This is a genomic window from Snodgrassella sp. ESL0324, assembly GCF_013344955.1.
Lineage (GTDB): Bacteria > Pseudomonadota > Gammaproteobacteria > Burkholderiales > Neisseriaceae > Snodgrassella > Snodgrassella alvi.
The window spans coordinates 153,134-179,736 of record NZ_JAAEDS010000012.1; the positions used below are offsets into that span (position 1 = coordinate 153,134).

23 protein-coding genes are annotated in these 26,603 nt (G+C 41.4%); 4 read left to right on the forward strand and 19 right to left on the reverse strand.

Going from position 1 to position 26,603, the window contains the following annotated elements; translation table 11 throughout:
- Positions 1-94 precede the first annotated feature (94 nt).
- From GYY70_RS02885 to ettA, 3 genes are all read right to left on the reverse strand, one after another.
- Positions 95-364, reverse strand: coding sequence for an HU family DNA-binding protein (locus GYY70_RS02885; protein ID WP_025330749.1), 270 nt, complete (start codon positions 362-364; stop codon positions 95-97).
- Between the two features lie 200 nt (positions 365-564).
- Positions 565-3,009 carry an endopeptidase La gene (gene lon / locus GYY70_RS02890; protein WP_370521137.1) on the reverse strand — a complete coding sequence of 815 codons (2,445 nt, stop codon included), beginning with the start codon at positions 3,007-3,009 and terminating at the stop codon, positions 565-567.
- Between the two features lie 193 nt (positions 3,010-3,202).
- Entirely contained in the window at positions 3,203-4,870 is a 1,668-nt protein-coding gene (ettA, locus tag GYY70_RS02895) for an energy-dependent translational throttle protein EttA (protein WP_174831243.1), read from the reverse strand.
- Positions 4,871-5,018: 148 nt separating this feature from the next.
- Between ettA and GYY70_RS02900 the strand changes: the two genes are divergently transcribed.
- Both GYY70_RS02900 and mutL read left to right on the forward strand, forming a co-directional pair.
- On the forward strand, positions 5,019-5,663 hold the full coding sequence (locus GYY70_RS02900) for a DedA family protein (RefSeq protein WP_084554406.1): 645 nt from the start codon (positions 5,019-5,021) through the stop codon (positions 5,661-5,663).
- 41 nt (positions 5,664-5,704) lie between these two features.
- Entirely contained in the window at positions 5,705-7,627 is a 1,923-nt protein-coding gene (mutL, locus tag GYY70_RS02905; protein ID WP_174831244.1) for a DNA mismatch repair endonuclease MutL, read from the forward strand.
- Positions 7,628-7,708: 81 nt separating this feature from the next.
- Here mutL and GYY70_RS02910 read toward each other — a convergent pair whose 3' ends face one another.
- The 12 genes from GYY70_RS02910 to ubiA form a co-directional block, all read right to left on the reverse strand.
- On the reverse strand, positions 7,709-9,298 hold the full coding sequence (locus GYY70_RS02910; RefSeq protein WP_174831245.1) for a YdgA family protein: 1,590 nt from the start codon (positions 9,296-9,298) through the stop codon (positions 7,709-7,711).
- A gap of 140 nt (positions 9,299-9,438) precedes the next feature.
- Entirely contained in the window at positions 9,439-10,245 is an 807-nt protein-coding gene (locus GYY70_RS02915) for an RNA methyltransferase (protein WP_174831246.1), read from the reverse strand.
- A complete protein-coding gene (locus GYY70_RS02920) occupies positions 10,242-11,195 on the reverse strand; it encodes a tRNA-dihydrouridine synthase (protein WP_174831247.1) in 954 nt (317 codons plus the stop codon). Before GYY70_RS02920 ends, GYY70_RS02915 begins: the two co-directional genes overlap by 4 nt.
- Positions 11,196-11,345: 150 nt before the next feature.
- A complete protein-coding gene (locus GYY70_RS02925; protein ID WP_025330757.1) occupies positions 11,346-12,095 on the reverse strand; it encodes a phosphate/phosphite/phosphonate ABC transporter substrate-binding protein in 750 nt (249 codons plus the stop codon).
- The gene (locus GYY70_RS02930; protein WP_232332590.1) at positions 12,092-12,583 is read right to left on the reverse strand and encodes a PAS domain-containing protein; all 492 of its coding nucleotides are present in this window, start codon (positions 12,581-12,583) and stop codon (positions 12,092-12,094) included. Before GYY70_RS02930 ends, GYY70_RS02925 begins: the two co-directional genes overlap by 4 nt.
- A 238-nt stretch (positions 12,584-12,821) precedes the next feature.
- A complete protein-coding gene (locus GYY70_RS02935; protein ID WP_174831248.1) occupies positions 12,822-13,859 on the reverse strand; it encodes a pseudouridine synthase in 1,038 nt (345 codons plus the stop codon).
- A 10-nt stretch (positions 13,860-13,869) separates the two neighbouring features.
- On the reverse strand, positions 13,870-14,460 hold the full coding sequence (locus GYY70_RS02940; RefSeq protein WP_174831650.1) for an SMC-Scp complex subunit ScpB: 591 nt from the start codon (positions 14,458-14,460) through the stop codon (positions 13,870-13,872).
- A gap of 53 nt (positions 14,461-14,513) precedes the next feature.
- Positions 14,514-15,437 carry a ribosome biogenesis GTPase YlqF gene (gene ylqF / locus GYY70_RS02945; protein WP_037395238.1) on the reverse strand — a complete coding sequence of 308 codons (924 nt, stop codon included), beginning with the start codon at positions 15,435-15,437 and terminating at the stop codon, positions 14,514-14,516.
- An 89-nt stretch (positions 15,438-15,526) separates the two neighbouring features.
- Entirely contained in the window at positions 15,527-16,387 is an 861-nt protein-coding gene (gene rapZ / locus GYY70_RS02950) for an RNase adapter RapZ (RefSeq protein ID WP_025330761.1), read from the reverse strand.
- Positions 16,368-17,330, reverse strand: coding sequence for an HPr(Ser) kinase/phosphatase (hprK, locus tag GYY70_RS02955; RefSeq protein ID WP_025330762.1), 963 nt, complete (start codon positions 17,328-17,330; stop codon positions 16,368-16,370). Before hprK ends, rapZ begins: the two co-directional genes overlap by 20 nt.
- Positions 17,331-17,342: 12 nt before the next feature.
- Complete coding sequence (gene ptsN, locus GYY70_RS02960) at positions 17,343-17,798, reverse strand: PTS IIA-like nitrogen regulatory protein PtsN (RefSeq protein WP_174831651.1); 456 nt, start codon at positions 17,796-17,798, stop codon at positions 17,343-17,345.
- 149 nt (positions 17,799-17,947) lie between these two features.
- On the reverse strand, positions 17,948-18,778 hold the full coding sequence (ubiA, locus tag GYY70_RS02965) for a 4-hydroxybenzoate octaprenyltransferase (RefSeq protein ID WP_174831652.1): 831 nt from the start codon (positions 18,776-18,778) through the stop codon (positions 17,948-17,950).
- 255 nt (positions 18,779-19,033) lie between these two features.
- Here ubiA and GYY70_RS02970 point away from each other — a divergent pair, with 255 nt between their 5' ends.
- Together GYY70_RS02970 and GYY70_RS02975 are read left to right on the forward strand one after the other, a co-directional pair.
- Entirely contained in the window at positions 19,034-19,501 is a 468-nt protein-coding gene (locus tag GYY70_RS02970) for a histidine phosphatase family protein (protein ID WP_084551968.1), read from the forward strand.
- Positions 19,502-19,539: 38 nt separating this feature from the next.
- Positions 19,540-19,896, forward strand: coding sequence for a YkvA family protein (locus GYY70_RS02975; protein WP_174831249.1), 357 nt, complete (start codon positions 19,540-19,542; stop codon positions 19,894-19,896).
- Positions 19,897-19,915: 19 nt separating this feature from the next.
- Here GYY70_RS02975 and GYY70_RS02980 read toward each other — a convergent pair whose 3' ends face one another.
- The 4 genes from GYY70_RS02980 to GYY70_RS02995 all read right to left on the reverse strand — a co-directional run bounded on the left by GYY70_RS02980 (position 19,916) and on the right by GYY70_RS02995 (position 26,598).
- A complete protein-coding gene (locus tag GYY70_RS02980) occupies positions 19,916-20,641 on the reverse strand; it encodes a glutamine amidotransferase (RefSeq protein ID WP_174831250.1) in 726 nt (241 codons plus the stop codon).
- Positions 20,642-20,824: 183 nt separating this feature from the next.
- On the reverse strand, positions 20,825-22,417 hold the full coding sequence (locus tag GYY70_RS02985) for a bifunctional aspartate transaminase/aspartate 4-decarboxylase (RefSeq protein ID WP_025330768.1): 1,593 nt from the start codon (positions 22,415-22,417) through the stop codon (positions 20,825-20,827).
- Between the two features lie 30 nt (positions 22,418-22,447).
- Positions 22,448-24,148 carry an aspartate-alanine antiporter gene (gene aspT / locus GYY70_RS02990; RefSeq protein WP_084554107.1) on the reverse strand — a complete coding sequence of 567 codons (1,701 nt, stop codon included), beginning with the start codon at positions 24,146-24,148 and terminating at the stop codon, positions 22,448-22,450.
- Positions 24,149-25,041: 893 nt separating this feature from the next.
- On the reverse strand, positions 25,042-26,598 hold the full coding sequence (locus tag GYY70_RS02995; RefSeq protein WP_174831251.1) for a patatin-like phospholipase family protein: 1,557 nt from the start codon (positions 26,596-26,598) through the stop codon (positions 25,042-25,044).
- Positions 26,599-26,603 lie beyond the last annotated feature (5 nt).

Here is a 26,603-nt window from a genome sequence, read left to right on the forward strand (position 1 = left end):
CTAAACCATGTTGATTAAAGAATTAATGCACAAAAGCGACAAACAATAAAAAGGGCGGGAAAATATCCCGCCCAGCTTGATTACAAAATTCAAATCAAAGAGCATCTTTCAGTGCTTTACCTGCACGGAACTTAGGAGTTTTGGCTGCTTTGATTTGCAATGGCTCGCCAGTTTTCGGGTTACGTCCGGCACGTGCAGCACGTTCACCAACATAAAATGTACCGAAACCCACTAAAGTTACAGTATCACCACTTTTCAGTGCTTTAGTAACAGAGCTAATCATACCGTCCAGAGCCTTTGCTGCAGAAGCTTTAGGTAAATCGGCTTCCTGAGCAATAGCTTCAATCAATTCAGACTTATTCACAATAAAGTCCCTTTCTGTTGTTATGTTCATATGATTTTCAGTTTCCGACCATTTCCTTTATGGCAAAAACTGAACAATACATTACGATTACTTTATAACAAGCCCAAATTCTTTATGTCAAGCGTCGACACAACTACATTGAGTTAAATCATGCCAAAAACAAAGCCATTCACCATTAGTGTTGGTGAATGGCTGCATACTCAGTGTTTTACAGTTTTTGTTGTTGACTTAGGCGCCGATTTAGCTATTAAACTTTCTTCAGGTGTACTTTGCCACGGGCTGGGCGGATAAGCCAACCCCAGATTAAGTACTTCATCTATCCACTGTACCGGGTGAATAGTCAGCTGTTCACAGATGTTAGCCGGAATTTCTTCCAGATCTTTAACATTGTCTTTCGGAATCAGCACATGCTTTATTCCGCCGCGTAAAGCAGCCAGCAGCTTTTCTTTCAGCCCGCCAATTGGCAGAATTTCTCCTCGCAGAGTAATTTCGCCAGTCATGGCTACATCCGCACGTACCGGGATACCGGTGAAAGCAGAAACTAAAGCTAGAGTTATAGCACTACCCGCACTCGGACCATCTTTCGGCGTAGCACCTTCAGGAACATGAACGTGAATATCATTTTTTTCATAAAAATCAGGCTCGATACCCAGACTTTCAGCCCGTGAACGAACAACACTCCACGCAGCGCTGACAGATTCCTGCATCACATCACCCAGCTTACCGGTACGCAGAATATTGCCTTTACCACGAAATTTGCTGGCTTCAATAGTTAAAAGCTCACCACCTACTTCTGTCCAGGCTAGTCCTGTTACCTGACCAATACGGTTTTCATTTTCCGCTACTCCATAATCAAAGCGGCGGACACCAAGATAGTCATGTAAATTATCTGCATTAATGACAATCGTTTCTGGTTTTGCTTTAGTTTTTTTACCTTTACTGGTATTTTCTGCTGCAACCGCTTGCTTCATTACTACTTTACGGCAAATTTTGGCTATTTCACGATCAAGTGAACGTACACCGGCTTCACGGGTGTAATAACGGATAATATCGCGTACAGCTGATTCCTCAATGCAGATTTCACCGTCGCGTACACCATTTTGCTTGATCTGTTTCGCTACCAGATATTTCATGGCAATATTGATTTTTTCGTCTTCGGTATAACCGGAAAGACGAATAATTTCCATACGGTCTAATAGCGGAGACGGAATGTTCATACTATTAGAGGTAGCAATAAACATCACATCTGATAAATCAAATTCAACCTCTGCATAATGGTCAGAAAAAGAATGGTTTTGTTCAGGATCAAGCACTTCAAGTAAAGCACTAGCAGGATCACCCCTGAAATCATTACCTAATTTATCAATTTCATCGAGTAAAAATAGTGGGTTTTTAACACCAACCTTGGCCATGTTTTGCAGAATTTTACCGGGCATTGAGCCGATATAAGTTCGCCGGTGACCACGAATTTCACTTTCATCATGCACACCACCTAACGCCATACGAACATATTTTCTTCCGGTCGCTTTAGCAATGGATTCACCCAGTGATGTTTTACCTACACCTGGAGGGCCGACCAGACATAAAATAGGACCTTTAAGCTGATTCATGCGTTTTTGTACTGCAAGATATTCAAGAATGCGTTCTTTAACTTTTTCGAGACCATAGTGGTCGGCATTCAGAATCATATCGGCTTTGACAATATCTTTGCTTACCTTAGATTTCTTTTTCCACGGTAATTCAAGCAGCGTATCTATATAATTACGAACAACTGTTGATTCAGCTGACATCGGAGGCATCATGCACAATTTTTTGAATTCAGACAGACATTTTTCTTCTGCCTCTTTGCTCATACCAGCCTGGCGAATCTGCGTTTCAAGATTAGCCAAATCATCATCTTCTTCACCCAGCTCTTTCTGAATCGCTTTTACCTGTTCATTCAGATAATATTCACGCTGCGACTTTTCCATTTGCCGCTTTACTCGCCCGCGAATACGTTTTTCTACCTGAAGGATATCCAGCTCAGACTCAAGCAAATGAAGTAAATGTTCCAGACGCGCAGTCACATTGGTCATAGCAAGGATTTGCTGACGCTGATCAAGTTTCAGCTGCAAGTGGGCAGCAATAGTATCAGCCAGACGGCTAAGAGTATCGATACCGTTAATAGTAGTAATGACTTCTGCCGGAATTTTTTTATTCAATTTTGCCAACTGTTCAAACTGGGATAATAATGTACGACGTAATGCCTCATCATCGTGTTTATCCTCTTCAATGGCATCCGTACATTTTTCTATATGAGCCTCAACATATGGCCCGCTTTCATCAATATACTGTACCTTAGCCCGGTAAAGACCTTCCACAAGTACTTTAACCGTACCATCGGGTAATTTAAGCACTTGCAGAATACTGGCTACTGTGCCCATGTCATACATGTCTTCAGCATGTGGCTCGTCAGTATCTGCGTTTTTCTGTGCCAGCAAAAATACCGGTTCATCATGCTCCATGGCAGCATCCAGAGCCGCTATGGATTTTTCACGTCCTACAAAAAGGGGCAATACCATATGCGGGTAAACGACAACATCACGCAAAGGCAACATTGCCATCGTGGTTGGCTGTAACGGAGCAGAATCATAAATTTCAGCCATGTAATGCCTCAATCTTTCCTGGAAATATGCAATTAAATTGGATGTTAAAATGGTGCTAAACCAGTTTTTTTCAAGTATTTCAAATATTGAATAATTATTGAAAAATTCTGTATCAAGAAGATTTATTTTAAAAAGTGAAATATTAGCCGGACAAATATACGGCATCTGAAATCAACATGTCCGGCCAGACAAACTAGCGAATTACCGGTTTATAGCGAATGCGTTTGGGTTTTGCACCTTCCTCTCCCAGACGACGTTTTTTATCAGTTTCATACTCCTGATAATTGCCATCAAAAAATACCCATTTTGATTCACCTTCAGCAGCCAGAATATGTGTGGCAATCCGGTCAAGAAACCAGCGATCATGTGAAACGACAAGTACGCTGCCGGCAAATTCCAGTAATGCCTCTTCAAGTGCACGCAGAGTTTCCACATCCAGATCATTAGATGGTTCATCCAGCAGCAATACATTACCACCGGAAATTAAAGTTTTGGCCAGATGCAGGCGACCGCGCTCACCTCCGGATAGTTTTCCTACAATTTTACTCTGGTCACTGCCTTTAAAGTTGAATCTGCCCAGATAGGCTCGGGCAGGAATTTCAAATTGTCCTACCTGTAAAATATCACGCCCTTCTGCTATTTCATCAAATACGTTTTTATCATCATGCAGACCGTGACGGCTCTGATCAACAATTGATAATTTTACTGTCTGACCAATCTTTACCTCACCCGTATCCGGCTCTTCCTGTCCGGTAATCAGTTTGAATAGTGTAGATTTACCGGCTCCGTTTGGTCCGATAATCCCAACAATGGCACCAGGCGGAATTTTAAAACTTAAATCATCAATGAGTAATTTATCACCAAAACTTTTGCTGACATGCTCAAATTCAATCACCTCATTACCTAGACGCTCGGCTACCGGAATAAATATTTCCTGAGTTTCATTACGTTTCTGATATTCGTAATTACTCATTTCTTCAAAACGCGCCAGACGCGCTTTAGATTTAGCCTGACGCCCACGCGCATTCTGTCTTACCCACTCAAGCTCTTGCTTCATGGCTTTAATTCTTGCGGCCTCGGTTTTAGCTTCGTTCTCCAGTCGGGCTTCTTTTTGTTCCAGCCATGAACTATAGTTACCTTTCCATGGAATACCATGCCCCCGGTCTAATTCCAGAATCCACTCTGCAGCATTATCCAGAAAATAGCGGTCATGCGTAACAGCTACTACTGTACCCGGAAAACGAACCAGAAACTGTTCCAGCCATTCTACTGATTCTGCATCAAGGTGATTAGTCGGTTCATCCAGTAACAGCATATCCGGCTTACTTAATAGCAATTTACATAATGCAACCCTGCGTTTTTCCCCACCGGACAAATTACCAATCCGTGCATCCCATTCTGGTAACCGCAGTGCATCAGCAGCAATTTCCAGCTGATGTTCTAAATTATCTCCGGCCCCTGCCGCGATAATAGCTTCCAGCCGTGCCTGCTCTTCAGCCAGCGCATCAAAATCAGCATCCGGCTCTGCATAGGCTGCATATACTTCTTCCAGTTTTTTCTGTGCACCGGCCACATCCCCTAAGCCGGATTCCACTTCTTCTCTCACCGTTTTATCAGCATCAAGCTGGGGTTCCTGTGGTAAATAGCCGATTTTAATACCACTCATTGGAATGGCTTCACCTTCAAATTCGGTATCCACTCCGGCCATAATTTTTAAAACAGTGGATTTCCCTGCACCATTAAGTCCCAGCAAACCAATTTTGGCACCGGGAAAGAAAGATAAAGAAATATCCTTGATAATCTGTTTTTGTGGCGGCACGGTTTTACTTACGCGCAGCATTGAGTATACATATTGGCTCATAGCATATTCATCAGTGTAAATTAGTCAGAATCAGCCTGAAAAAAAGGGCTGATGATTATGATTTTAATTTTAGCATGCATATACCTGCTGTTAACGAATGCTTTGCGTTAAAATACCATCATTTATTTCTTTGCTATCCTTCATGAATATAATCTCAACTCTGATAGATTTCATTTTACATATTGATCAGCACCTGCAATTTATTGTGACTCAATATGGAATATGGATTTATGTAATTCTGTTTGCTTTGATTTTTTGTGAAACCGGATTGGTAGTTACTCCGTTTCTGCCTGGGGATTCCCTGTTATTTGCAGCCGGTGGAATCGCTGCTATAGGCGAGATGAATGTGCATTTTATGGTTGTGTTGTTACTGGCTGCCGCTATCATCGGTGATGCCGTAAATTTTTCAATCGGAAAAAAATTTGGTGCCCATCTGTTTGCAAATCCGCATTCGAAAATATTCAAACAAATTTATTTACACAAAACACAGGAATTTTATGCAAAGCATGGCGGAAAGACGATTATCATTGCCCGTTTTGTCCCAATAGTGCGTACATTCGCACCGTTTGTAGCCGGAATGGGACATATGCATTATGGTCATTTTATACGCTATAACTGTATTGGTGCTATCCTCTGGGTTGTGCTGTTTTCTTATGCTGGGTATTTTTTTGGTAATCTGCCATTCATTAAACAGAATCTTTCTCTGGCACTGATTATTATCATTGCTGTTTCTTTATTGCCGGCTGTTATAGAAATACTGCGCCACAGATTTGCAGCTTCAAAGCAAAATTAAATATTTTTTTCTGCTGTTAATAACGATATTACAGGCATGTTATGAGTCAGATACATGTATTACCCGATCATTTAATTAACCAGATAGCTGCCGGAGAAGTGATTGAACGTCCGGCCAATGCACTGAAAGAAATAATTGAAAACAGTCTGGATGCGGGAGCCAGCCATATTGATATTCAGCTGGAAGCCGGTGGTATCAAACGCTTGTCCGTTACTGATGATGGCCAGGGCATAGATAAGACAGATATTCCGCTAGCTTTACATCGCCATGCAACGAGTAAAATCAGTTCTCTGGAAGATCTGGAAAAAGTAGTAAGCATGGGTTTTCGTGGTGAAGGTCTGGCCAGCATTGCCTCAGTCAGCCGCCTGACTCTGACCAGTCGTACAGATACAGATAATCACGCAACTCAGATTTACGCAGAAGACGGCAAACTCAGTGATGTTAAACCAGCTGCACATTCCACTGGTACAACTGTTGATGTAGTTGAACTTTTTTTCAACACACCGGCAAGGCGTCAGTTTCTTAAATCACCTGCAACTGAGTTTGCACATTGCCGTACCATGGTAGAACGTCTGGCACTGGCTCATCCTGAAGTAGCATTCAGTTTACAGCATAATAATAAAAATATACTTTCATTGCCTGCGCAATCCCTGCAAGAGCGCTGCTCAGCCATTATGGGAACAGATTTTACTGCTGCCAGCCTGAGTGTTGACGAAAAACTCAATGAAATGCGTTTACACGGACTCATTGGTAAACCCACTTTTACACATGGCAAAACCAGCCAGCAATATATTTTTGTCAATCAGCGATTTGTACGGGATAAAATTATTCTGCATGCAGTTAAACAGGCATATAACGATGTTTTACATCAGGCCTTAACACCTGCATTTATCCTGTTTCTTACCTTGCCGCCTACCGAAGTTGATGCAAATGTCCATCCAACCAAAACTGAAGTGCGTTTCCGCCAGGGTCAGGCTGTACATCAGCTTGTATTTCATACTTTGAATAAATGTCTGGCTTCTACTAATGCTAGTCATACCACCTCTGTATCCCAGCCGGAAACAGCACTCAAAGATATTATGCAAAAACAGCCGGCTGAAGTTCAACAAGTATTTGGTTCTAATAAAATCAATACTGCAATACACTCTCCGGCACCATATCAGCGAAGCCATACACCAGTTCAGCGCAATCTGAGTTTAAAAGAATCACAGAGTGCTCTGAATACTTATGCTGAATTATATAAATCAGAACCAGTATTTGAAAACAATACAATCAGTATCCCACAATCAGCAGAAATTGATAATGAACTGGCCAGCTTGGAGCAAGTACGCGGTATAAATTCTACTTATCAATCAGTACAGGCGAATGAAACGATAATTCCCCCACTGGGATATGCTATTGCCCAGCTACTTGATATATATATTCTGGCACAAGCAGAAGACGCACTTATTCTGGTCGATATGCATGCTAGTGCCGAACGGGTAAATTATGAAAAAATGAAGCAACAGCGTGATGCAACTGGTAAAGTAAGCAGTCAGACATTACTGATTCCAATCCGCTTTAATGCCAGCCATGAAGAAATTGCTCTGGCAAATGAATATGCCGCTACTTTACAAGATTATGGTCTGAATATTTCAGTTGAAAATCATCAGCAATTGGTGGTGCATACCGTACCGGCTATGTTGGTAAAAAGCGATATTAAGCTGCTGGTACAAGAAGTTTTGGATGATTTAATGAAAATTGGCAGTAGCGAAGTCATCAGGGAACGGGAAAACCGCATTCTATCCACTTTAGCCTGTCACGGTTCAGTACGTGCAGGACGTAAATTAACTTTACCGGAGATGAATGCATTACTGCGCGATATGGAAAATACAGAACGTGCTAATCAGTGTAATCATGGTCGCCCAACATGGGTAAAACTTCGCTTGCAGGATTTGGATGCTTTATTTTTGAGAGGTCAATAATTATCTATACTGAAATTAGATATATAAATTAATAAAAACCTCTTAATCAGCAAGATTAAGAGGTTTTTATACTAATGGTAGTTAGTGATTAGCGGTAACTTGAGGTACAGAAGCAGTTTCAGACGCTGCCGGCAATTCAGCATAATCCGGCTCAGGTTCTGATTCGTTATTCCACATTTTGCCATTCAGATAAAGCTTACCACCCATTAATTTCAGATGAGTTTTAATAACCCCATTGTCGACCTGTATATAGCCTTTGGTCTGCATGGATTTAACCGCACTATCAATCATCAAGCGGATTGTCTGGTCAATATCTTCAAGAGCTTCCGGACCTCCAGCACTGGCATCCACCGTAAAAAAGGCACGTGCCTGACTGATAGCAAAATTTTCCATTACTGCCTGAGGAATGGCAAAGTCCATTTCTGACTCAGTTTTATTCAGCATTAATCCAAACTGCTGCATATCAGACGCAAGCAGGTTTTTGAAACCAAGGCTGCCATGTATATCTATTAAGCCCTGCGGCATTTGCAATTTAAAACTGTTCAGTTTAATAAGCGGGTCATGAGTAAACAGTCCCTGCCCCTCATTACGCACAGCAGATACAATTGCTGCGCTAAGTTGCTCATTATTCAGATTCTGAGTTGATAACTGAGTAATTTTGTTATTGATTGCCACCAGACTGGCTGCATCCAGGTGTTCGGCAGATGCATCAATATCCAGCGGACCATAAACATCATTGCCATACTCTAATTTAGCAAAACCAAATTTACCATTACTATTAATCCACTGATCTTTTTCCTGAGTAGAAGTAGCCAGTTTCAGATCCTGAATGTTAATTTTGGCAGGAATACTGCTACCAGCCGGACTAATAAATGCACCTATCTGCAAATTAGTTACCAGATTAACCAGCTGATCTAAACGGATACTGTTATCTGATACATCATTCCAGATAAATGTAATGTTTTTGATACTCAGATCACTATTACCTAAAGCCAGTGATGTTTTACCATGTTCTGTATGGCTGTTCAGCTTTAAATCCTGATAAAACGCATGTCCTTTAGTCGCCAGAATCACATCCAGGCCGGGACTGACAGTATGGCTATCATAACTATTAAAATCTTTAGCATAATCAATTGTTGAATCCAGCCCCTGCCAATTGATTTTAATTCCGGATAACTCTTCATAATTGAATTTCGGAATCGCAACGTGCATTTGTCCGCTTCCACTTAGATTAATAGTATTTTCAAGCTTTAGCGGCGCGTTCTGACCAAAAAAACGATCAAGTATCTGTTTTGCCTGAGGCGTGAACTGCAGCTCAGTTTCTACATGAGCCCGTACAGGACGAATACTGCCGGCAAATAATCCATGATGTACATGATTAACCAAAGTAATCGGTTGTTGCAGTACCGTGCGTACATTATCCGGTAACTGTTGCTGTACACCGGCAAAAAAACTGGGTTTAAAGCGAATCTGCATAGTCTCTGTTGAGCTAAACCAGCCGCGTTCATAGTTCTGCTTTTCAATCAGCAGAAAAGAATTTTTGGCTAGTAAAGCACGCTGTTCGTCAAGACTTTGCTGGGCTTTAATACCCAGATAGTATGGCAAACCCAGTAAAATCAGTAATACAACCGCCACTAAGGCAGCAACAATCGTTACAATACGTTTATTCATGCTTGAAATATCTTATATATCCACGTTCTGCAAGATTAGCAGGATAACATCAAACAGAGCATTTGTCCGCCGGGTTTGCTGCTGATAACTGCCCTGGTTTCATTCCGGTATCTGCAAATCAGACCCGAAAAATAAAAATATTAATTGTTTGGCAGGGTGTTTACCAAAAGCCGCTGCCGCTGTTGTTCAAATAAACAAATAGTTGCAGCCATAGCCACGTTAAGTGATTCAGTCTGACCGGTCATGGGAATAATTACGTGTCTGGAAGCTGCTTGTAGCATTTTTGCACTCAGTCCGCTTCCTTCATTGCCGAATATCCAGCCGGCAGGTTCGTTCAGATTTAATGTATAAAGACTATGAGACTCAGGACTCAATACCGTAGCATACAACGGATAGGCATAATCTGTACACCAGGCTGTTAAATCGGAAACAGTCTGTATATTCAGATAGGCATGAGCGCCCATTGCTGCACGTAAGACTTTAGGCGACCAGACATCAACACTATCTTTGCTCAGTACAATATTATGAACACCGGCAGCCAGAGCACTGCGTAAAATGGTACCGGTATTACCGGGATCCTGTACTCTTTCTAAAAGAATAACATCCTGAATATCTGATGCAGATACAACCTCCGGTAGCTTCACTATTGCTACAGGTTCTCTTGAATTAACTAAATCACTGATTTTATCTAGCAAATTGTTCGCAACCAGTACAACCTGATGTGCCGGAATTGCTGCGAGTAAATCAGAAATTTCCGAGTCATGAATACGCTGTTGCGGTAAATATAATGCCTGAATTAAATATCCTGCCTGAATGAATGTTTCAATCAGATGAACACCTTCCAGTACAGCAAGCTGATGCTGACGACGGTAATGAGACTGAGCAATTAATTTGGACAAATGCTTCAGTTCATTATTACTGGCAGATTGTATAATTTTATAACTCATACAATATTCTGGCTTTCTTCTAATTGCTGATTAAGAACCTGACTGATTTGATTAACGGCTGTTAAAGTACGCAGCTGGGTAAATAACTTTCCTGCTTCAGGGTAATTTAATTTAAGCATGCCCAGCCATTGTTTTAGTCTGGATACCGGATAAGCAGAACCCTCGGTGACTTTATTACAGCAAATATTAAAAAAATCATTAATCCACGGCAGAATTTCTTGCCATGATAGAGCAGATATTACTTGCCCATGATTATAGGCAGCAATTTGCCGTGCCAGATCCGGACATTGAATTGCCCCGCGCCCCAGCATAACATCTGTACAATTACTAACAGCACGGATTTTCTGATAATCAGCCAGTGTAAATACATCACCATTAGCAATAACCGGAATACAAACTGCCTGATTAATACGTCCTATCCATTCCCAATGAGCGGGAGGCCGGTATCCTTCGATTTTTGTACGTGCATGTACTGTTAGCTGTTCTGCACCACCCTGTTCTATGGCCTGTGCACAATCCAGAGCCAGATCTTTATTTTCATAACCCAGACGCATTTTGGCACTCAGCATAATTTTATCTGGCAGGCTTTTGCGTACTTTGGCTACTATTTGTTCAATTTTATCCGGATACTGCAGGAGAACTGCACCACCCTGATGCTGGTTAACTGTAGGAGCCGGGCAACCAAAATTTAAATCAATATGGGTAGCCCCCAGTTCAACTACCTTTTGAGCATTCAGTGCCATATTATCTGCATCACTTCCTAATATCTGTACGGCTACAGCAGCACCAGACTGAGTTTGATTATTATTTGTCAGTTCAGGCATATATTTCAGCCAGATAGAGCGACCATGAATGGTATGAGTTATGCGCACAAATTCAGTAACACAAACATCAAATCCGCCAATGCGTGTTAACAGATCGCGCATTGGCGCATCTATTAAACCCTGCATAGGCGCCAAAAATAATTTTGGTACAGTACTTTTAGTTTGCAAAATAATACAGCCCACACAAATTACAATTACTTAAATCAAAAAACAACGCAACTCGTTTTATAAACAAGTTGCGTCGACAATTATAAAATAAAATTGCTTTTAAAAACTTTAATCGCGTAATGTTTCAATCAGATCGATTAATAATTCCACATCTTCTTTTTTCAATACTTCAAAGCCGTCATTTAAACCCAAGTCCTCCAGCAGCATTTCACCAGCCGGAGTATCATGCATAGTACTAAATGCATTCTGTAAGTTTTCCAGCATTTCTGCATTACGCGGATGCAATAAAATCAAATGATATAAATCATTGATTTTACTTTCAATTAAAAGATTTAAGCGACTTCGTGTAATAGCAGTCAGTTTATGATAGGCAGAGGACATAAATAAACCAATATTACCCTGATTCTGTATCAGTCCGCGGGCAACAGCTGCGAAAGATTCACTTTTAATCCATGTTAAATCTTTTTCTTCTATATCTACGGCTTCCAACAGTCGCAAAGCAATTAGTTTAACATCGTAATTCTCGGTACACAGAATTGACATACCGGGCTTGATATCGGCAAGTGATTTGATCTCACTGTCTGCACTACTGGCAATAACCATCTCATCAAAACAATTGACAGGCTTTACTACCGGCAAATAACCAAGTTCGCGAATGAGCTTGGAAGCATTGAACGGATTAGCATAGATAATATCAACATTATCCTTATCAATTTCCTGCTGTTCTTCTTCAGCATTGCTGGCCATTGATAAATGCACCGGTGCATCAATCAGCCGTTGCAGGCGAGTATTAAGAAAATGCCAACCGGCATAGTATTCAGGAGGAAAATCTGGGGCAATTAAAAAATTGATAGTCATGAGTTACCCCGCTCTTCTTTCATGAGACCTTCATATAATGCCTGCATTTCTAATACTTTACTGCGGGAAGGTTTGCGTCGTACAGAGGTATAACCTTCAATAACACCATCGCGGATATTGGGTACTATTGTAGCGTAAACCCAGTAAAAACCACCGTCTTTACGCAGGTTTTTTACATAGCCATGCCATTTTTTTCCTTGCTCTACAGTATCCCACAAATCTTTATAAGCTACTTTGGGCATATCAGGATGGCGTAAAATATAGTGCTCGGCACCCATCAGTTCATCGCGCGACCAGCCACTCATGTGTACAAATACTTCATTTGCATGAGTGATAATTCCCTTCAGATCTGTTCTGGAAGTAATCAGACAGCCATCAGGAAACTCTGTTTCTACATCAGTACAATATACCGTGCGTTTTACACCATCGTAATGTGTCAATTCAAATGTGCGGTGTTCGATTTCTGGCACTTTCATTGGTGAAATCATTATGACTCCATTTTCTTGAATGTGGACAACCAAGCAAATAATGCAAAAATTAATTTGCAATATATATTGCGCCGATTAGCAAAAGAACACAAAGCATTTAATCAGGTTGTGTAAAAAAAGACACTATTTATTGACACAAATCAATCAATATTCAACTTAATGTAAAAAAAAATATACACTGATTAATTAGATATAACATAAAGTGGAGCCATTTATAACCTCCAAAAAAGCTCTATATTTACCGTTTTTTTGAAGACTCAGACTGATATAAACCAGCCCATTTCATAATATTGGCTACTTCAAATTCATTCAGTTCGTAATACTGACCACGTTTCAGCCTATTTGGTAAAGCAATCGGTCCGAAACGCACACGAACCAGCCGGCTTACGGTCAGTCCCTGACTTTCAAATAAACGCCTTACCTCTCGGTTGCGACCCTCTTTAATGATGATGTTGTACCATTTATTCGCTCCCTCACCACCCTGTTCCCACAGATGCTGAGCCTGAGCAATACCATCTTCTAGTTCGACACCATTGAGCAAACTCTGTTTCTGTTCTTCACTCAGTTCACCCAGAACACGAACAGCATATTCGCGTTCTACTTCAAAACTCGGATGAGCAAACCGGTTAACCAATTCGCCGGAAGTGGTTAATATCAATAACCCGCATGTATTGATATCCAGACGACCAATAGCTACCCAGCGACTGCTGGCTGTCTGAGGCAAGCGGTCAAATACACTGACCCGCCCCTGCGGATCATCACGGCTGACAATTTCACCTTCTTGTTTGTAATAAACCATAATGCGCGGCAAACGATCCGGCCATTTGATATTAATAGCAGAACCGCGCACACTGACTTCATCATCCGGTGTGATTTTGTCTCCCAATTGAGCCACTTTACCGTTAATACGTACCAGCCCCTGGCTAATCCACTGTTCCATTTCCCGTCTTGAACCGGCACCAGAAGCGGCAAGAGCTTTTTGCAGTCTCACAGGCTCCATTTTTTCCAGACTGATACGCTGGTCTTTCAGCATCCGTGCCCGTTGCTGAATTTCTTGATTAGGCGTACGCTGCACCAGTTTTTTGGCACGCTGTACTTTCGTTTTTGTATTAGCTGTAATTACAGAACTATCCGCTTTACCACCTGTATTATTTTGCTGCCTGAGAGCTGATTTGGTCTTATTGCCGGAGTGCCGCCCGGAAACATGTTTATTGCTTTTACTGGCTACTCCGTCGCGTATCTGGCGTTTAGTTAATTTTTTCTTGGCTTGATTCATTCATATACTCCTATCTGTCTTCAGACAGTTCTTCTGCGGTAGACTGATCTACGGCAGGTTCATTTAAATCAGGTAAGACAAGCTCACCCAATTCTGTTAATGGTGGTAACTGGCTTAAATCTTCCAGCTGTAAATCACTCAGAAAGCCATCTGTGGTAGCCCATAAATTTGGCCTTCCCAGGCTATCACGCTGTCCGATAATTTCTATCCAGCCTCGATCCTGTAATGTTTGTAAAACATTACTTGAGACAGCAACACCACGGATAGCCTCAATATCACTTCGCGTTACCGGCTGCTGGTAGGCAATGATGGCCAATGTTTCCAGTACAGCACGGGAATAACGAGGGGTGCGCTGAACATCCAGACTGGCCAAACGGGGATAAGCAGCATGAGTAACCTGAAAGCGCCAGCCCTCAGCACTATGCACCAGATTAAGTGCCCTTTCCTGCCAGCGTATTTGCAGTGCTTCCAGTATGCTGGTTAACTCATCTGATGATAAAGGCGGATCAGTAAGCGCAGACAAAGTTTTTTCACTTAGTGCCTCACTTTGCGTCAGCAATGCAGCTTCAATTAATGCTTCGATAGAAACAGATTGATTCATAGTCATATATTTCTATACTTAAATTGAAATCCGTTTTAAATAATCTATAAAAATTAACCTTTGCGCGCAGCTTTTCTGGCTGCCCGTTCTGCCTTAAGTTGTGCTTCATGTTGCTGACCTTTTTTCAACCAAACTGCCCACTGATTGGGTGTTTCCAATGTAATACGCCCGATTAGTCCGTCACGAAAATCGGTCAGCAGGCGTTCAGCAGCTTTCTGGTAATCAATGCGCCCGCCACTTAATAATGCACCACGCTTTTTACCTACCCATTCTAACCATTGATCATCAAGCCAGTGCGGGCTTTCGCTCAAGTCGGCCTGATAGCGTTGCTGTAGTAACGGCAAATAATGCCGGCGCAGATAATCCAGTAATTCCAGTGCTACCACCTCTTCATCCAGGGCATTACGACCCACGGCACCACTGGCAGCTAAATTATAACCGGCCTCCTCAACTATAATTTTCGGCCATAACATTCCGGGCGTGTCGTATAACCAGAAATCATCAGCCAGTATCAGTCGCTGTTCAGCCTTAGTAATACCCGGCTCATTACCGGTTTTGGCGCTGCGTTTACCCAGCATGCCATTAATCAGGGTAGATTTACCTACATTGGGAATACCGCAAATAAGCACTCTCAGCGGTCTGTCCAAACCGTGGCGGTTAGGAACCAGTGCGCGGCTGGCCGCAATAATTCTGTTAGCGGCCTGCTTTTCTGATGCATCCAGTGCCAAGACATTAGTATTAGGCTGGGAACGGTAATCAGCCAGCCACAACTCTGTGCGCTCGGGATCAGCTAAGTCCTGCTTGTTCAGAATTTTTAATTTTGGTTTATTCCCGGACAGTTTTGCCAGTAAAGGATTGGCACTAGAAGCAGGCAGGCGTGCATCCAGCACTTCAATTACCATATCCACGCATTTTATCCGTTCGGCAATGACTTTTTTGGCTTTGTTCATATGCCCGGGGTACCACTGAATAGCCATAAACTGTCCTTGTCTGAAATCAAAAATATCAAAACTGAAAACATTCAGGCAGCCTGACATCAGGCTGCCTGAATAACGCATAATGCGTATTATACCGTTTTTTCAGAATGATTACTTAATTCTAACTGTCTGTGCCGAATCAATACTGAATAAGCATTTAACCTGTTTGCCAGTGCTTCTACAATATAAACAGAACGATGCTGACCACCAGTACAGCCGATGCCAATATTAACATAACTGCGACTTTCTTTTTCCATGTGCGGTAACCAGCGCAATAGAAAACCGGATAAATCATCTATCATTTCTGCCATAACTGGCTGTCCGGAAAAAAATGTCTTTACAGGTTCATCCAGACCACTATACGGACGTAAGTGGAAATCGTAATAGGGATTAGGTAAAAAACGCACATCAAAAACGAAATCAAGACCGGCAGGTACACCAAACTTATAACCAAAAGACTCCAGAACAACACGCATTGGCGCTACGGGCAAGTGCAACCATTGCTGAATCTGACGGCGCAATTGCGGTACATTCAGTAATGAAGTATCTATTACATAAGCATGGCTTTGCAAAGTGGACATGTATTGCTGTTCAGCAGAAACACTCTCACTTAATGTTTTATGTTCCCGTGCCAATGGATGGCTGCGGCGTGTTTCTGAAAACCGGCGCAGTAAAACGGCTACTGAAGAAGTTAAAAACAGCAAATCTACCTGATGTCCCAGAGTACGTAACTGTGTGACCAATTCCAATACATCTGCAGGGTTGAAGCGTGAACGGATATCTACGCTTACGCCAAGTTGCGCTACATGACTGGCTGCATAGTGTTCAATCAGACCGGGCAACAGCTTTACCGGTAAATTATCAACACAGACAAAGCCAACATCTTCCAGTAAACGTAAAGCAATGGATTTTCCGGAACCGGATAATCCGCTAATCAATACTATCCTCATGATTCACCGCATCCTCTTTCAGCATTGAATTATGACGATCCAGAAATTGCTTGGTACTGTCCTGACCACGCATTTGTAAAATAAAATTACTCACAGCAGCCTCTACCAATACAGCCAGATTTCGACCCACTGCTACCGGCAGAGTAACACTGCGAATAGATACGTTGAGAATACTTTCAGTTTCACTTTTTATACTCAGACGGTCAATCCTTTGCATATGGGTATCATCGGCCAGTACCAGATTGATTATCAGCTGTAACTGCTTTTTGGGCCGTACAGCAGTTTCACCGAAAATTGCCCGTATATTCAAAACACCAAGACCGCGCACCTCAAGAAAATCTTTCAGCATAGCCGGACAGCGGCCTTCAAGTGTTTCCGGCCCGATACGGTATAACTCCACCGCATCATCTGCCACCAAGCCATGTCCGCGTGATATCAGCTCCAGCGCAAGTTCGCTTTTACCCAGACCTGACTGACCGGTTATCAGCACACCAACTTCAAATACATCCAGAAATACGCCGTATTTAACTGTAGAAGCTGCCAGCACTCTCTGCAGATAAATTCGCAGAACATCCATCAGAAAAGGGCTTTCTGTTTTGGATGTCAGCAAAGGTACATTATGCGTATGACAATAATCACGCAGCATATAGGGCACAGGTAAATCATTTGCGACTATGATCAGAGACATAGTCAAATCGAACAATTCATTAAGCGTGGTTTTGATTTCACCCGCTTCAATTTTATTCAGATACTCGACTTCTGCAATCCCGATTACCTGCACCTGATTGGGATGAATAAAATTCAGATGTCCTACCAGCGCCAGTACCGGCTTATCGGCGTCAATACTGATACGGTTATCCGCACCGGCTGTGCCGGCAGACCATGCAAGTTTCAGTTTTGTCTGATTGTCATGATATAAGCGCCGTACCGAAATACTGGGCATAGTAATGTTTCCTTATACCTGTTCTGCTATCAGTATTTCACGCACACTTTCGGCACTGGTAGCAGACAATAATGCATTGCGTACAGATTTTTGTGAAAATTTTCCGGCCAGTTCCGATAAAACATTCAAATGCTTGCTTGATGCATTTTCCGGTACCAATAGTATAAATACCAGACTGACGGGTTGCTCATCCGGAGCATCAAATGCGATGGGTGTCTGCAGACGGAAAAACGCACCTACCGTATCCTTCACTGCACCGGTACGCCCGTGCGGAATGGCCACACCCTTACCTAGTGCGGTTGAGCCCAGCTTTTCGCGTGCAAACAAACAATTAAAAACATCTTCCTGCGACAAACCTGCCTCTGCGGATAATAATTGACCGGCTTCTTCAAACAGACGTTTCTTACTACTTACATTTAAATCAAGAACCACATGTGAAACCGGTAAAATATCCCCAATTAAACTCATGCTCATATTCAATTCCTATCAAACTGCACTGTACAGCCGGCTAATCCGGAAAGGGGACTAATTTACTTTGCTGATTCAGATGCAATTTATTTCAATACAATCAAATTACAAAATTATCTCTTATTTCTACCCGATAATGCTTTCATTGTTCATGATTTGCCTATCCAGTAATGCAGAAGCAATCCAATAAACAGGATAAGACCAATCCGGTTATTACGAACAAACATGGTAAAGCATATTTTGCGGTCTCTCGTACGAATATTGAGCCACTGACAATACTGCAAAACAGATACAATTACCAGTGCCAGCCAGTACCAGATAGTGGCGTGAATCTGCCAGCCAGCCAGAATCATCAGCAGATCAAACCCAACATGACACAACATAACAGCAGTAATATCATGATTACCAAATGTAATTGCAGATGTATGAATGCCGATTTTTAAATCATCTTCCTTATCTGCCATGGCATATATAGTGTCATAAGCTAACGTCCACAATGTATTGGCAGCCAGTAAAATCCACGCAATCATCGGCACATGATTATTTATCGCTGCAAACGCCATAGGTATCCCAAACGAAAATGTCAGACCAAGATATAACTGCGGTAATGGAAAAAAACGTTTAGTAAACGGATATGTCATGGCTAGAAATAGTGCGGGAATACTCATCAGCCAGGTAAGCCGATTCATAGGCAGCAAACAGAATGCAGATAAAATACACAATAGTAATGTCAGTATGAGCGCTTCTTTTTTACTTACCTTTTTTAAAGCAAAAGGTCGCTGACAGGTACGATCAACAGCACCGTCAAAATCGCGGTCTGCATAATCATTAATCACGCAACCGGCACTACGCATTAAAAAAGTGCCGATTGTAAACAGCAGCACGATTAACCAGTCCGGATATCCGTCTGCAGCAATCCATAAAGCCCACCAGGTTGGCCATAACAGCAATAACGTACCAATCGGCCGGTCTATACGCATTAACTGTGTATAGACTTGAAAGCGCTCAGCCAACTGCCCGTTTTTTTTATCTTGCAGTTTCCTTTCTACAGAAAATCGATTCACACCTGTCTTTCAATGTTAATGCATGATTAAAAAATACAAAGATAGCCTCAGCCACATTGCCAGAACACTACTGATGCTACTACTATCAGAAAGAAGCCGGCAAACCAAATAATTGTAGCATAAGCATAACAGCTAACTGCACTCTGAAACCATAATCCAAAGGAGTAAGATATGGATTTAATTTTATGGCGTCATGCCGAGGCTGAAGACAGCCGCAATGATATGGCACGAAGATTAACAATTAAAGGTCAGCAGCAGGCAAAGTCCAGTGCTCAATGGTTGCATCAGCATTTACCGGATAACTTTCAAGTTTTCTGCTCAGAAGCAGTAAGAGCACAGCAAACTGCAGAATTTCTTAAACAGCCTTTGACTATTAATAAATTACTGAATCCTGACAGCCATCCGCTTAATCTCGCTACTTTTCTGCAACAGCAGAACGCTGCTTCTTCCGCACAGATATGGGTAGGTCATCAACCTTGGATAGGTCAGTTCTGCGCTTATTTGCTCAACGGCATCTGGTTACCGCAGCAATTCTGGTCAGTGAAAAAATCAGCTTTTTGGTGGTTTGATGTCCGTTTTTATCAACAGCGCCATCAGGCACGGCTAAAAGTCGTTCTTTCACCCGCTGCTTTAAAATAAACCATACAGATATAATCTGCAAATGAAAGCATATAGCGATGAGTTGGTTACATAAAAATGTCAATATCGGACATAATCAGTTCAATGAAAAAAGCTTTTTTACAAAGCTTAGTAAAAATGCCTTAATTCTGGGTAAACCCGTAATGGTGCAGCTATACACCTTATATCTGCTCTTTAAATCAGCAGAAACACCGCTACGCAGTAAAATGCTGATATTGGGTGCCCTGCTCTATTTTCTCAGTCCTGTAGATCTGATTCCCGATTTACTCGGACCAATAGGATTTACAGATGATATTGCGGTTATTACCATGGTATGCAGACAGCTGCAAAAAGCCATCACACCCACACTTAAAGCTCAGGCTGAAACAGCTGTTTCCCGATTCTTTCACCGATAAATCATACCTTCCTGCTAAGCTATTCAATATTATTTTGATATAGCCGCATCAATTTATCCATAAAAATAAAAAGCTGCTGGTTCATAACAGAATAATCAAAATATCTGATTTCCTCTGCTGTCTGAATAAAAGGATAATCAGCTGCTTTCTCTAATTCAGATGCAGAAGCTGCAATTAATTTATCAATAGCTTTTGCATTCAGTTCCAGATGACACTGAAAACCGTATACCAACGGTGCATAACGGATAATCTGACGCGGACAACCTTTACTATAGGCAAGCACTTGTGCCTGTTCGGTCAGACCCGGCATATCACCATGCCAGTGTGCCACCAGCATTTCTTTATCAAAATGAGAGATAAGTTCATCCGCCATACCTGCTTCAGTTAAATAGATTGGAAAATAACCAATTTCTTTATCAGGACTGTGTTCATACATTCCGTTCAAAGCCTGCCCGATTAATTGGGCACCTAAACAAATACCAAGCACAGCCTTACCATTATTAATAGCACTGAGAATCAGACTTTGCTCTGCTCTAGTGTCGAAATAGGGACATTCCTCAATTGTCGTAACTGGTGATTGCGGCCCCCCCATAATAATCAGCATATCGAAACCGGCTGCAGATTCGGGTAATTTGTCGCCAAGATAAACTCTTGAATGCGAAATCTGATAATCTCTGCTGATTGCCCATTCTTCACAAGCTGCAGCTTCTTCATAATCCTGATGAATAATAAAATGTACTCGCAATTTTATTCTCCTCACATACAATAAAATCAGAATGAACCGGTTAAACTATACGGTTTTTTCCGGTAGATATCCAATTATATAAGGATCTCCATTCATCAGATTTTTGATTTAGGATATAGTCAAAGCAAATATAATAGCGCCGCACAAACAGTGCGGCGCTGATTTAAGCTAGGGTAAAATTAATTACTTGCTAGCTTTAAATTCTTCATGATATTCACAAGCCAGTTTATGCAGAGATGCACCAATAGCTTTGTACTGGTATTCATTCAGATTGGCTAATGAAACACGACCGGATGGGTGACGTACGGCAAAACCTTTACCCGGTAACAATACTACGCCGGATTCATCCGCAATTCTGAACAGCAGTTCATTCGGATTTTTGGTTTTAACAACCCATTCAGCAAACTCATCACCATACAGCTGACGTGCAGTATCTTCCATATCAACCAGAGTGTAGTAATCCACACTGTTTTCATTAAACTCATGTTTAATACCCAGCTGTTTGTACATGGCAGCACTGCGGTTGCGAATCAGAGCCATCAGAGCATCTTTATACTGTTTCTTGGTATCCATCATTTCGGCCAGAGAGAACAGTACCATCTGCACCTGTTGTGGTGTAGACAAACCAGCTGTGTGGTTCAGAGCAACAGCACGGCTGTCAGCAACCATACGGTCGATCAGTTTCAGTTTTTCCGGTTCCGGAGTAATAGACAGATAACGTTTGTGCAATACCTGACGTTCTTCTTCAGGCAGCTCAGCAATTTTCTTGTCCAGTACATTTTCTTTGGCCATGGCAATGACACCCAAGCGCCAGCCGGTAGCACCGAAGTATTTAGAGAAAGAGTACACTAAAATAGTGTTGTACGGGCACAGAGTAAACAGAGATTCAAAGTTCTCAGCAAATGTACCGTATACGTCATCAGTCAGAATAATCAGGTCAGGACGTTTTTTCACGATGTCAGCAATAATCTGCAGACTGCGGTCGTCCATTTTCACTGAAGGCGGATTGGATGGGTTAACCAGATAGAATGCTTTGATTGAAGGATCTTCCAGTTTGCGCAATTCACTTTCAGGATACTGCCAGTCCAGTTTCGGATCAGCATTGATCAGAACTTCTTCCAGTTCATAATCGTTCAGTTCAGGAATTTCCAGATAGGGTGTGAAAATTGGTGCGCCCAGAGCAATTTTATCGCCATGACGAATCAGACCATTCTGTTTCAGTGAACTGAAAATGTATGCCATAGCAGCAGTACCACCTTCAGTTGCAAACAGATCGATATCGTCATTAGACATCGTTTTAGCACCCATTTCTTCCAGAATATAGGTTTTAACGATTTCTTCAGACAAGCGCAGCATACGGTCAGGTACAGGATAATTGCAACCCAAAATACCTTCGGTCATTTCCAACAGGAACTGATGCTGATTGTAGCCAAGCTGGTCACGTACATAAGACATGGCTTTGCTCAGAAAATCAACGCCTGGTTTGTGGCGGTTACGACGGATAAAGTCGTCAAAGCGTGCCATCAGATCATCTTTAAACGGCATGCCGCCGATATTCTGATCCAGGAAAGAGAAAGAAATTTCAGACTCTTCTGCAGCAAACAAACCTAATTCAAAAAAGGCATTGCGTGGTAAAGTAGCTAAAAAGTTAGGGTTGCCACGACCGGCGTTCAGCATCATCCGATCGTTGCGGCTCTGTGCCAGATCAATCAAGTGATTTTTCAACTCAAACGGGCTTAAATTAGCATATTTTTCAAAATCATGTTTTGAAGTCATAATAGTTTCCTCAAGAAGTTAAAGCACATATCAAACAAGAGCCACAATCAACGGACCTAACAATGTCAGGAACACATTGGCTAATGCATATGTAACGGCAAATGGAGTAGTCGGAATTGCATTGCCAGCTTTATCCAGAACTTCACCAAATGCAGGATTGGCACTGCGTGAACCAGCCAAGGCACCTGCAAATACAGCTGCATTGTCATAACGGAGCACATAGCGACCAAAGAAAATAGCCAGAATCATCGGAACCAGAGTAACCACCACACCGATCAGGAACAGAGTCAGACCATGTTCTTTAATAGTGGTAATTGCCTGTAAACCTGATTGCAGACCCACAACAGATACGAAGCCGGCCAGACCGAAGTCCTTCATAAACTGAGAAGCCGCAGCAGGCATATTGCCGAATGTCTGTTTACGGGCACGCAGCCAGCCAAAGAAAAGACCGGATAACAATGCACCACCACCGGCACCAAGCGTAATCGGAATATTGCCGATACGAATTACTACCCAGCCGATAATCAGACCAAGTACTACACCCATACCGTGATAAGCCCAGTCAGTTTTACTGTTAACCGTAATAGGTGCACCGATAATGTGTACAACACGGTTAATATCACTGGTAGAACCGTAAATGGTCATTACATCGCCCAGTTTGAACTCTGTGTCAGGTGTCAGATCCACTTTTTCACCATTGCGATGCAGTTCAATCAGATAGATACCATGCTGAATTTCAAAATCTTTATCGCTCATATGAACTTTGGAACGAATTTCAGCCATGGTTTTATTCGCATACTCAGGGTTGCGGAAAACCACATTTTTAGTATCAACAATGACTTCCAGACCCGGCTCGGCATCCAGTTCGCGGCCGAATAAAGTGCTGACAGAAGTCACAGCTTCACGACGACCAACAATCAGGATGATGTCTTCCCGTTTCAGAATCGTAGACGGAGTACAGTCAATCAGATTACCGTGACGTTTAATGCGTTCAATCGTAATACCCAGATTTTCTAATTCAATATCTTTAATAGATTTCTGAATATCATGTTCAACCACATAGATACGTCCCACCATCTGTGTAATTGCCATCCCCTGATTACCTTCCAGTGCCATAGCACCTTTCAGTTGTTCAGCTTCAGCAGCTACCGCATCATCACGAATATCCCGACCCATGATTTTCGGTAACACATTCATACAAATTATGATTGCGCCAAGAGAACCAAAGATATATGTCACCGCATAACCAATAGCTACATTAGCCTGTAACTGCTGTAACTGATCGGCAGGCAGACCCATATGTGTCAGAGCATCGGCAGCCGTACCCAGAATTGCAGACTGGGTTAAACCACCGGCAGCCAGACCAGCGGCCAGACCTTTATCCAGATGGAACAGGCGTGCCATAATCATTACCGTAATAAAGCCGGTAATGGCGATAAACAATGCCAGAAAAATTTCACGCAGAGTTTTTACACCCAGTGAACGGAAAAACTGAGGACCGCTTTCATAACCCACAGCGTAAATAAATAAAGTAAACAGCAATGCCTTAAGACCAGAATCAATGTGAACATTGAGCAGGCTCAAAACCACTGCCACCAGCAGGGAACCGGCAACCCCGCCGAGCTGGAACTTACCGAAGCGTATATTGCCCAGCAAATAACCCAGACTTAACGACAGAAACATCAGAATAACCGGTGATTCCTGAATATTAGTCAATACCCAATTCAACATATGTCTACCTTCTCCTGAAAGAACGTAGGCTAGTGTGCGCTTGTGCGCTTTTAATTTTTGTCTAAATATTCATATGTACGAAAATTAATGATAATTTTGGTATTTTGTTAACAACATTGGCATTTAATTAATCCAATTAATCGCGTTTAATTACTATGTAAGAATAATTTCACATTCATGCGCCAATCCTGTTTTTTGCTTTTTTCAACTGATTTCAAAGAGAAAAGTTAAGATTTTGTTCAGAATTTTTTATTAATATATTAATGTAATTTAGAACTATAATATCTATATTAAATAAAACTCATTAAATAATCTGTTATTCTTATAACTTAATAGCCAATAAAATAATTTATTTCTAATTGAATATATTTAATCAGAATGCATATTTAATTATTAAACTATATAAACTATTTTTCAATACGATTGATAATCTCTAACATATTGAAATGATAATAAGAATCCTGTTTAACAACTACGCTGAACAGTCAGATTTCTGTTGCCATTTCACAACAAATCATCTATTTTTTCTAAAAAAAATGATATTAAAATTAACATAAATTACTAATTAAAATATTCATTCCAAATTATAACTAATTAAAACCATTTAACTACATAAAGTTTACATAATTATTTTTTGATTTCTCAGACTTGAATTCAGGCAGATGGTTTTATTGATAAGGGATTACTTCATCGACATTTATACTAATAACTCTTTAATACTTAAAATAAATCAATTCAGACAAGAATTTTAGCCTGACATATACACGCTATATCTGATAAGAGTCTGAGTATTTCCAGAAATGAATATAAAAAAGCCTGAATAATTTTCTTTCAGGCTTTTTTCAAACAATCAAACAGATAAAAGTATCTGCTTCACTATACAATAAAATTTTTCAGCGTAATAAAGGTAATGATTCAGTATTGATAAAATTAACCACATTACTCAAATTATTTTGAGGATTATCTTCTGCATTCGGTTGATCTGTAGCATCTGCTGAATCATCACCATCATCAGATTCTTCATCATATAAACTAAATGCCTTTGTATTAGTATCGGATGAATCTACACCAATATCTTTAATCAGCCGATGATATTCGGCAGACTGGGCTAATAGCTCTTTCGCAGCTTTACGCAAATTATTCACTTCACTGCGTGCCAGATAAAACGTTGTTGGTATATGAATCACTTTGTCCCTTAAAGGGGAAGAAGGTAAATCCAGTAAATTCACACTTATATAATATACCCGCGGTGTACCCTCACTGCGATTTTCATTCCACCAGTCTACATATTTCTGAAATTGATGCTGAGTATCTTCTGAATACTTCTCAATCGGGATACTGGTTAAAGCTCTCACGACTTCAGTAGTTCCGGGAACACTGGCGCTACTGTCAATTTCATTTTTGCGCTGTGTCTGGGCGTTGACATTAATAATGATGATTTTATGAATATTCGCTGATTCCAGCTGGTCATACAAAGTTTTATTACTATATAACTCAGTTGTGTCCAGCAAACTGCGTAATCCGAGATTATCCGTTAATCCACCATCCAGTAAATGAATATAAGGTCTTTTCTGACTATCCTGATATTGCTTGAGATTATTACGATAAGCTGTGCGTGTCTGAGCACGGAAAGCTGTCGTGCCGGTAGCATCAGCATTATTACTATCAACCAGATTATCTGGTAACTGATAATGGCAATTACCGCCATTGTTATTTAGAGTTACCGGTGCAAAAACAAGCGGCACAGCACTGGATGCCGCTACGGCACGGGAAATGGGTAATTTAGTTAAATCAATGCAGAGTAAATCAAAATACTCCTGCGTAAAATCCAGCCGGCTGCCTAAACTCATATCAGTAGCACTAATTACCACAAACGGCCCCTTACGTTTATTATTTAAATCCTCATAAGTAGCGCCATGATATAAATGTAAATCCAGCTGTTCCTGTAACAAATCACCGCGGCCAAATTCCGGTGAAGCCAGCCGCGACCAGTTAGCCATCGAAAAAACCTGACCAACTAACATTTTCTGCAAATTTAAATTGAGAAAATTTTGCTCAAATTTCGGTATTGTATCGGCTCCGTGTAATCCAAAATAAGTAGCTAAAACTGAGCCTCCGGATATACCATAAACCACATCAACCGTATCAAGCAGACTTACCTGTTTACCGTCAATTTTTACTTGCTGCTTTTTCAGAGATTCCAGAACCCCATAACCAAACGCAGCTGCACGGGTTCCGCCACCGGAAAGCATCACAATACCGATTACATCGTCTATTTTCTTCTCATCATTGTTTAACAATGCATGTTGTAAACGATAACCCTCCTGTTCATCAATATGATCAATTGTGTCTATAGGCTGATATTGCAGTGTAGAACAGGCACTCAGACTCAATACGGCAATCAGTATCAGCAGGTACCATCTAACAGATATCGTAATACTTAGCGGCATTACAG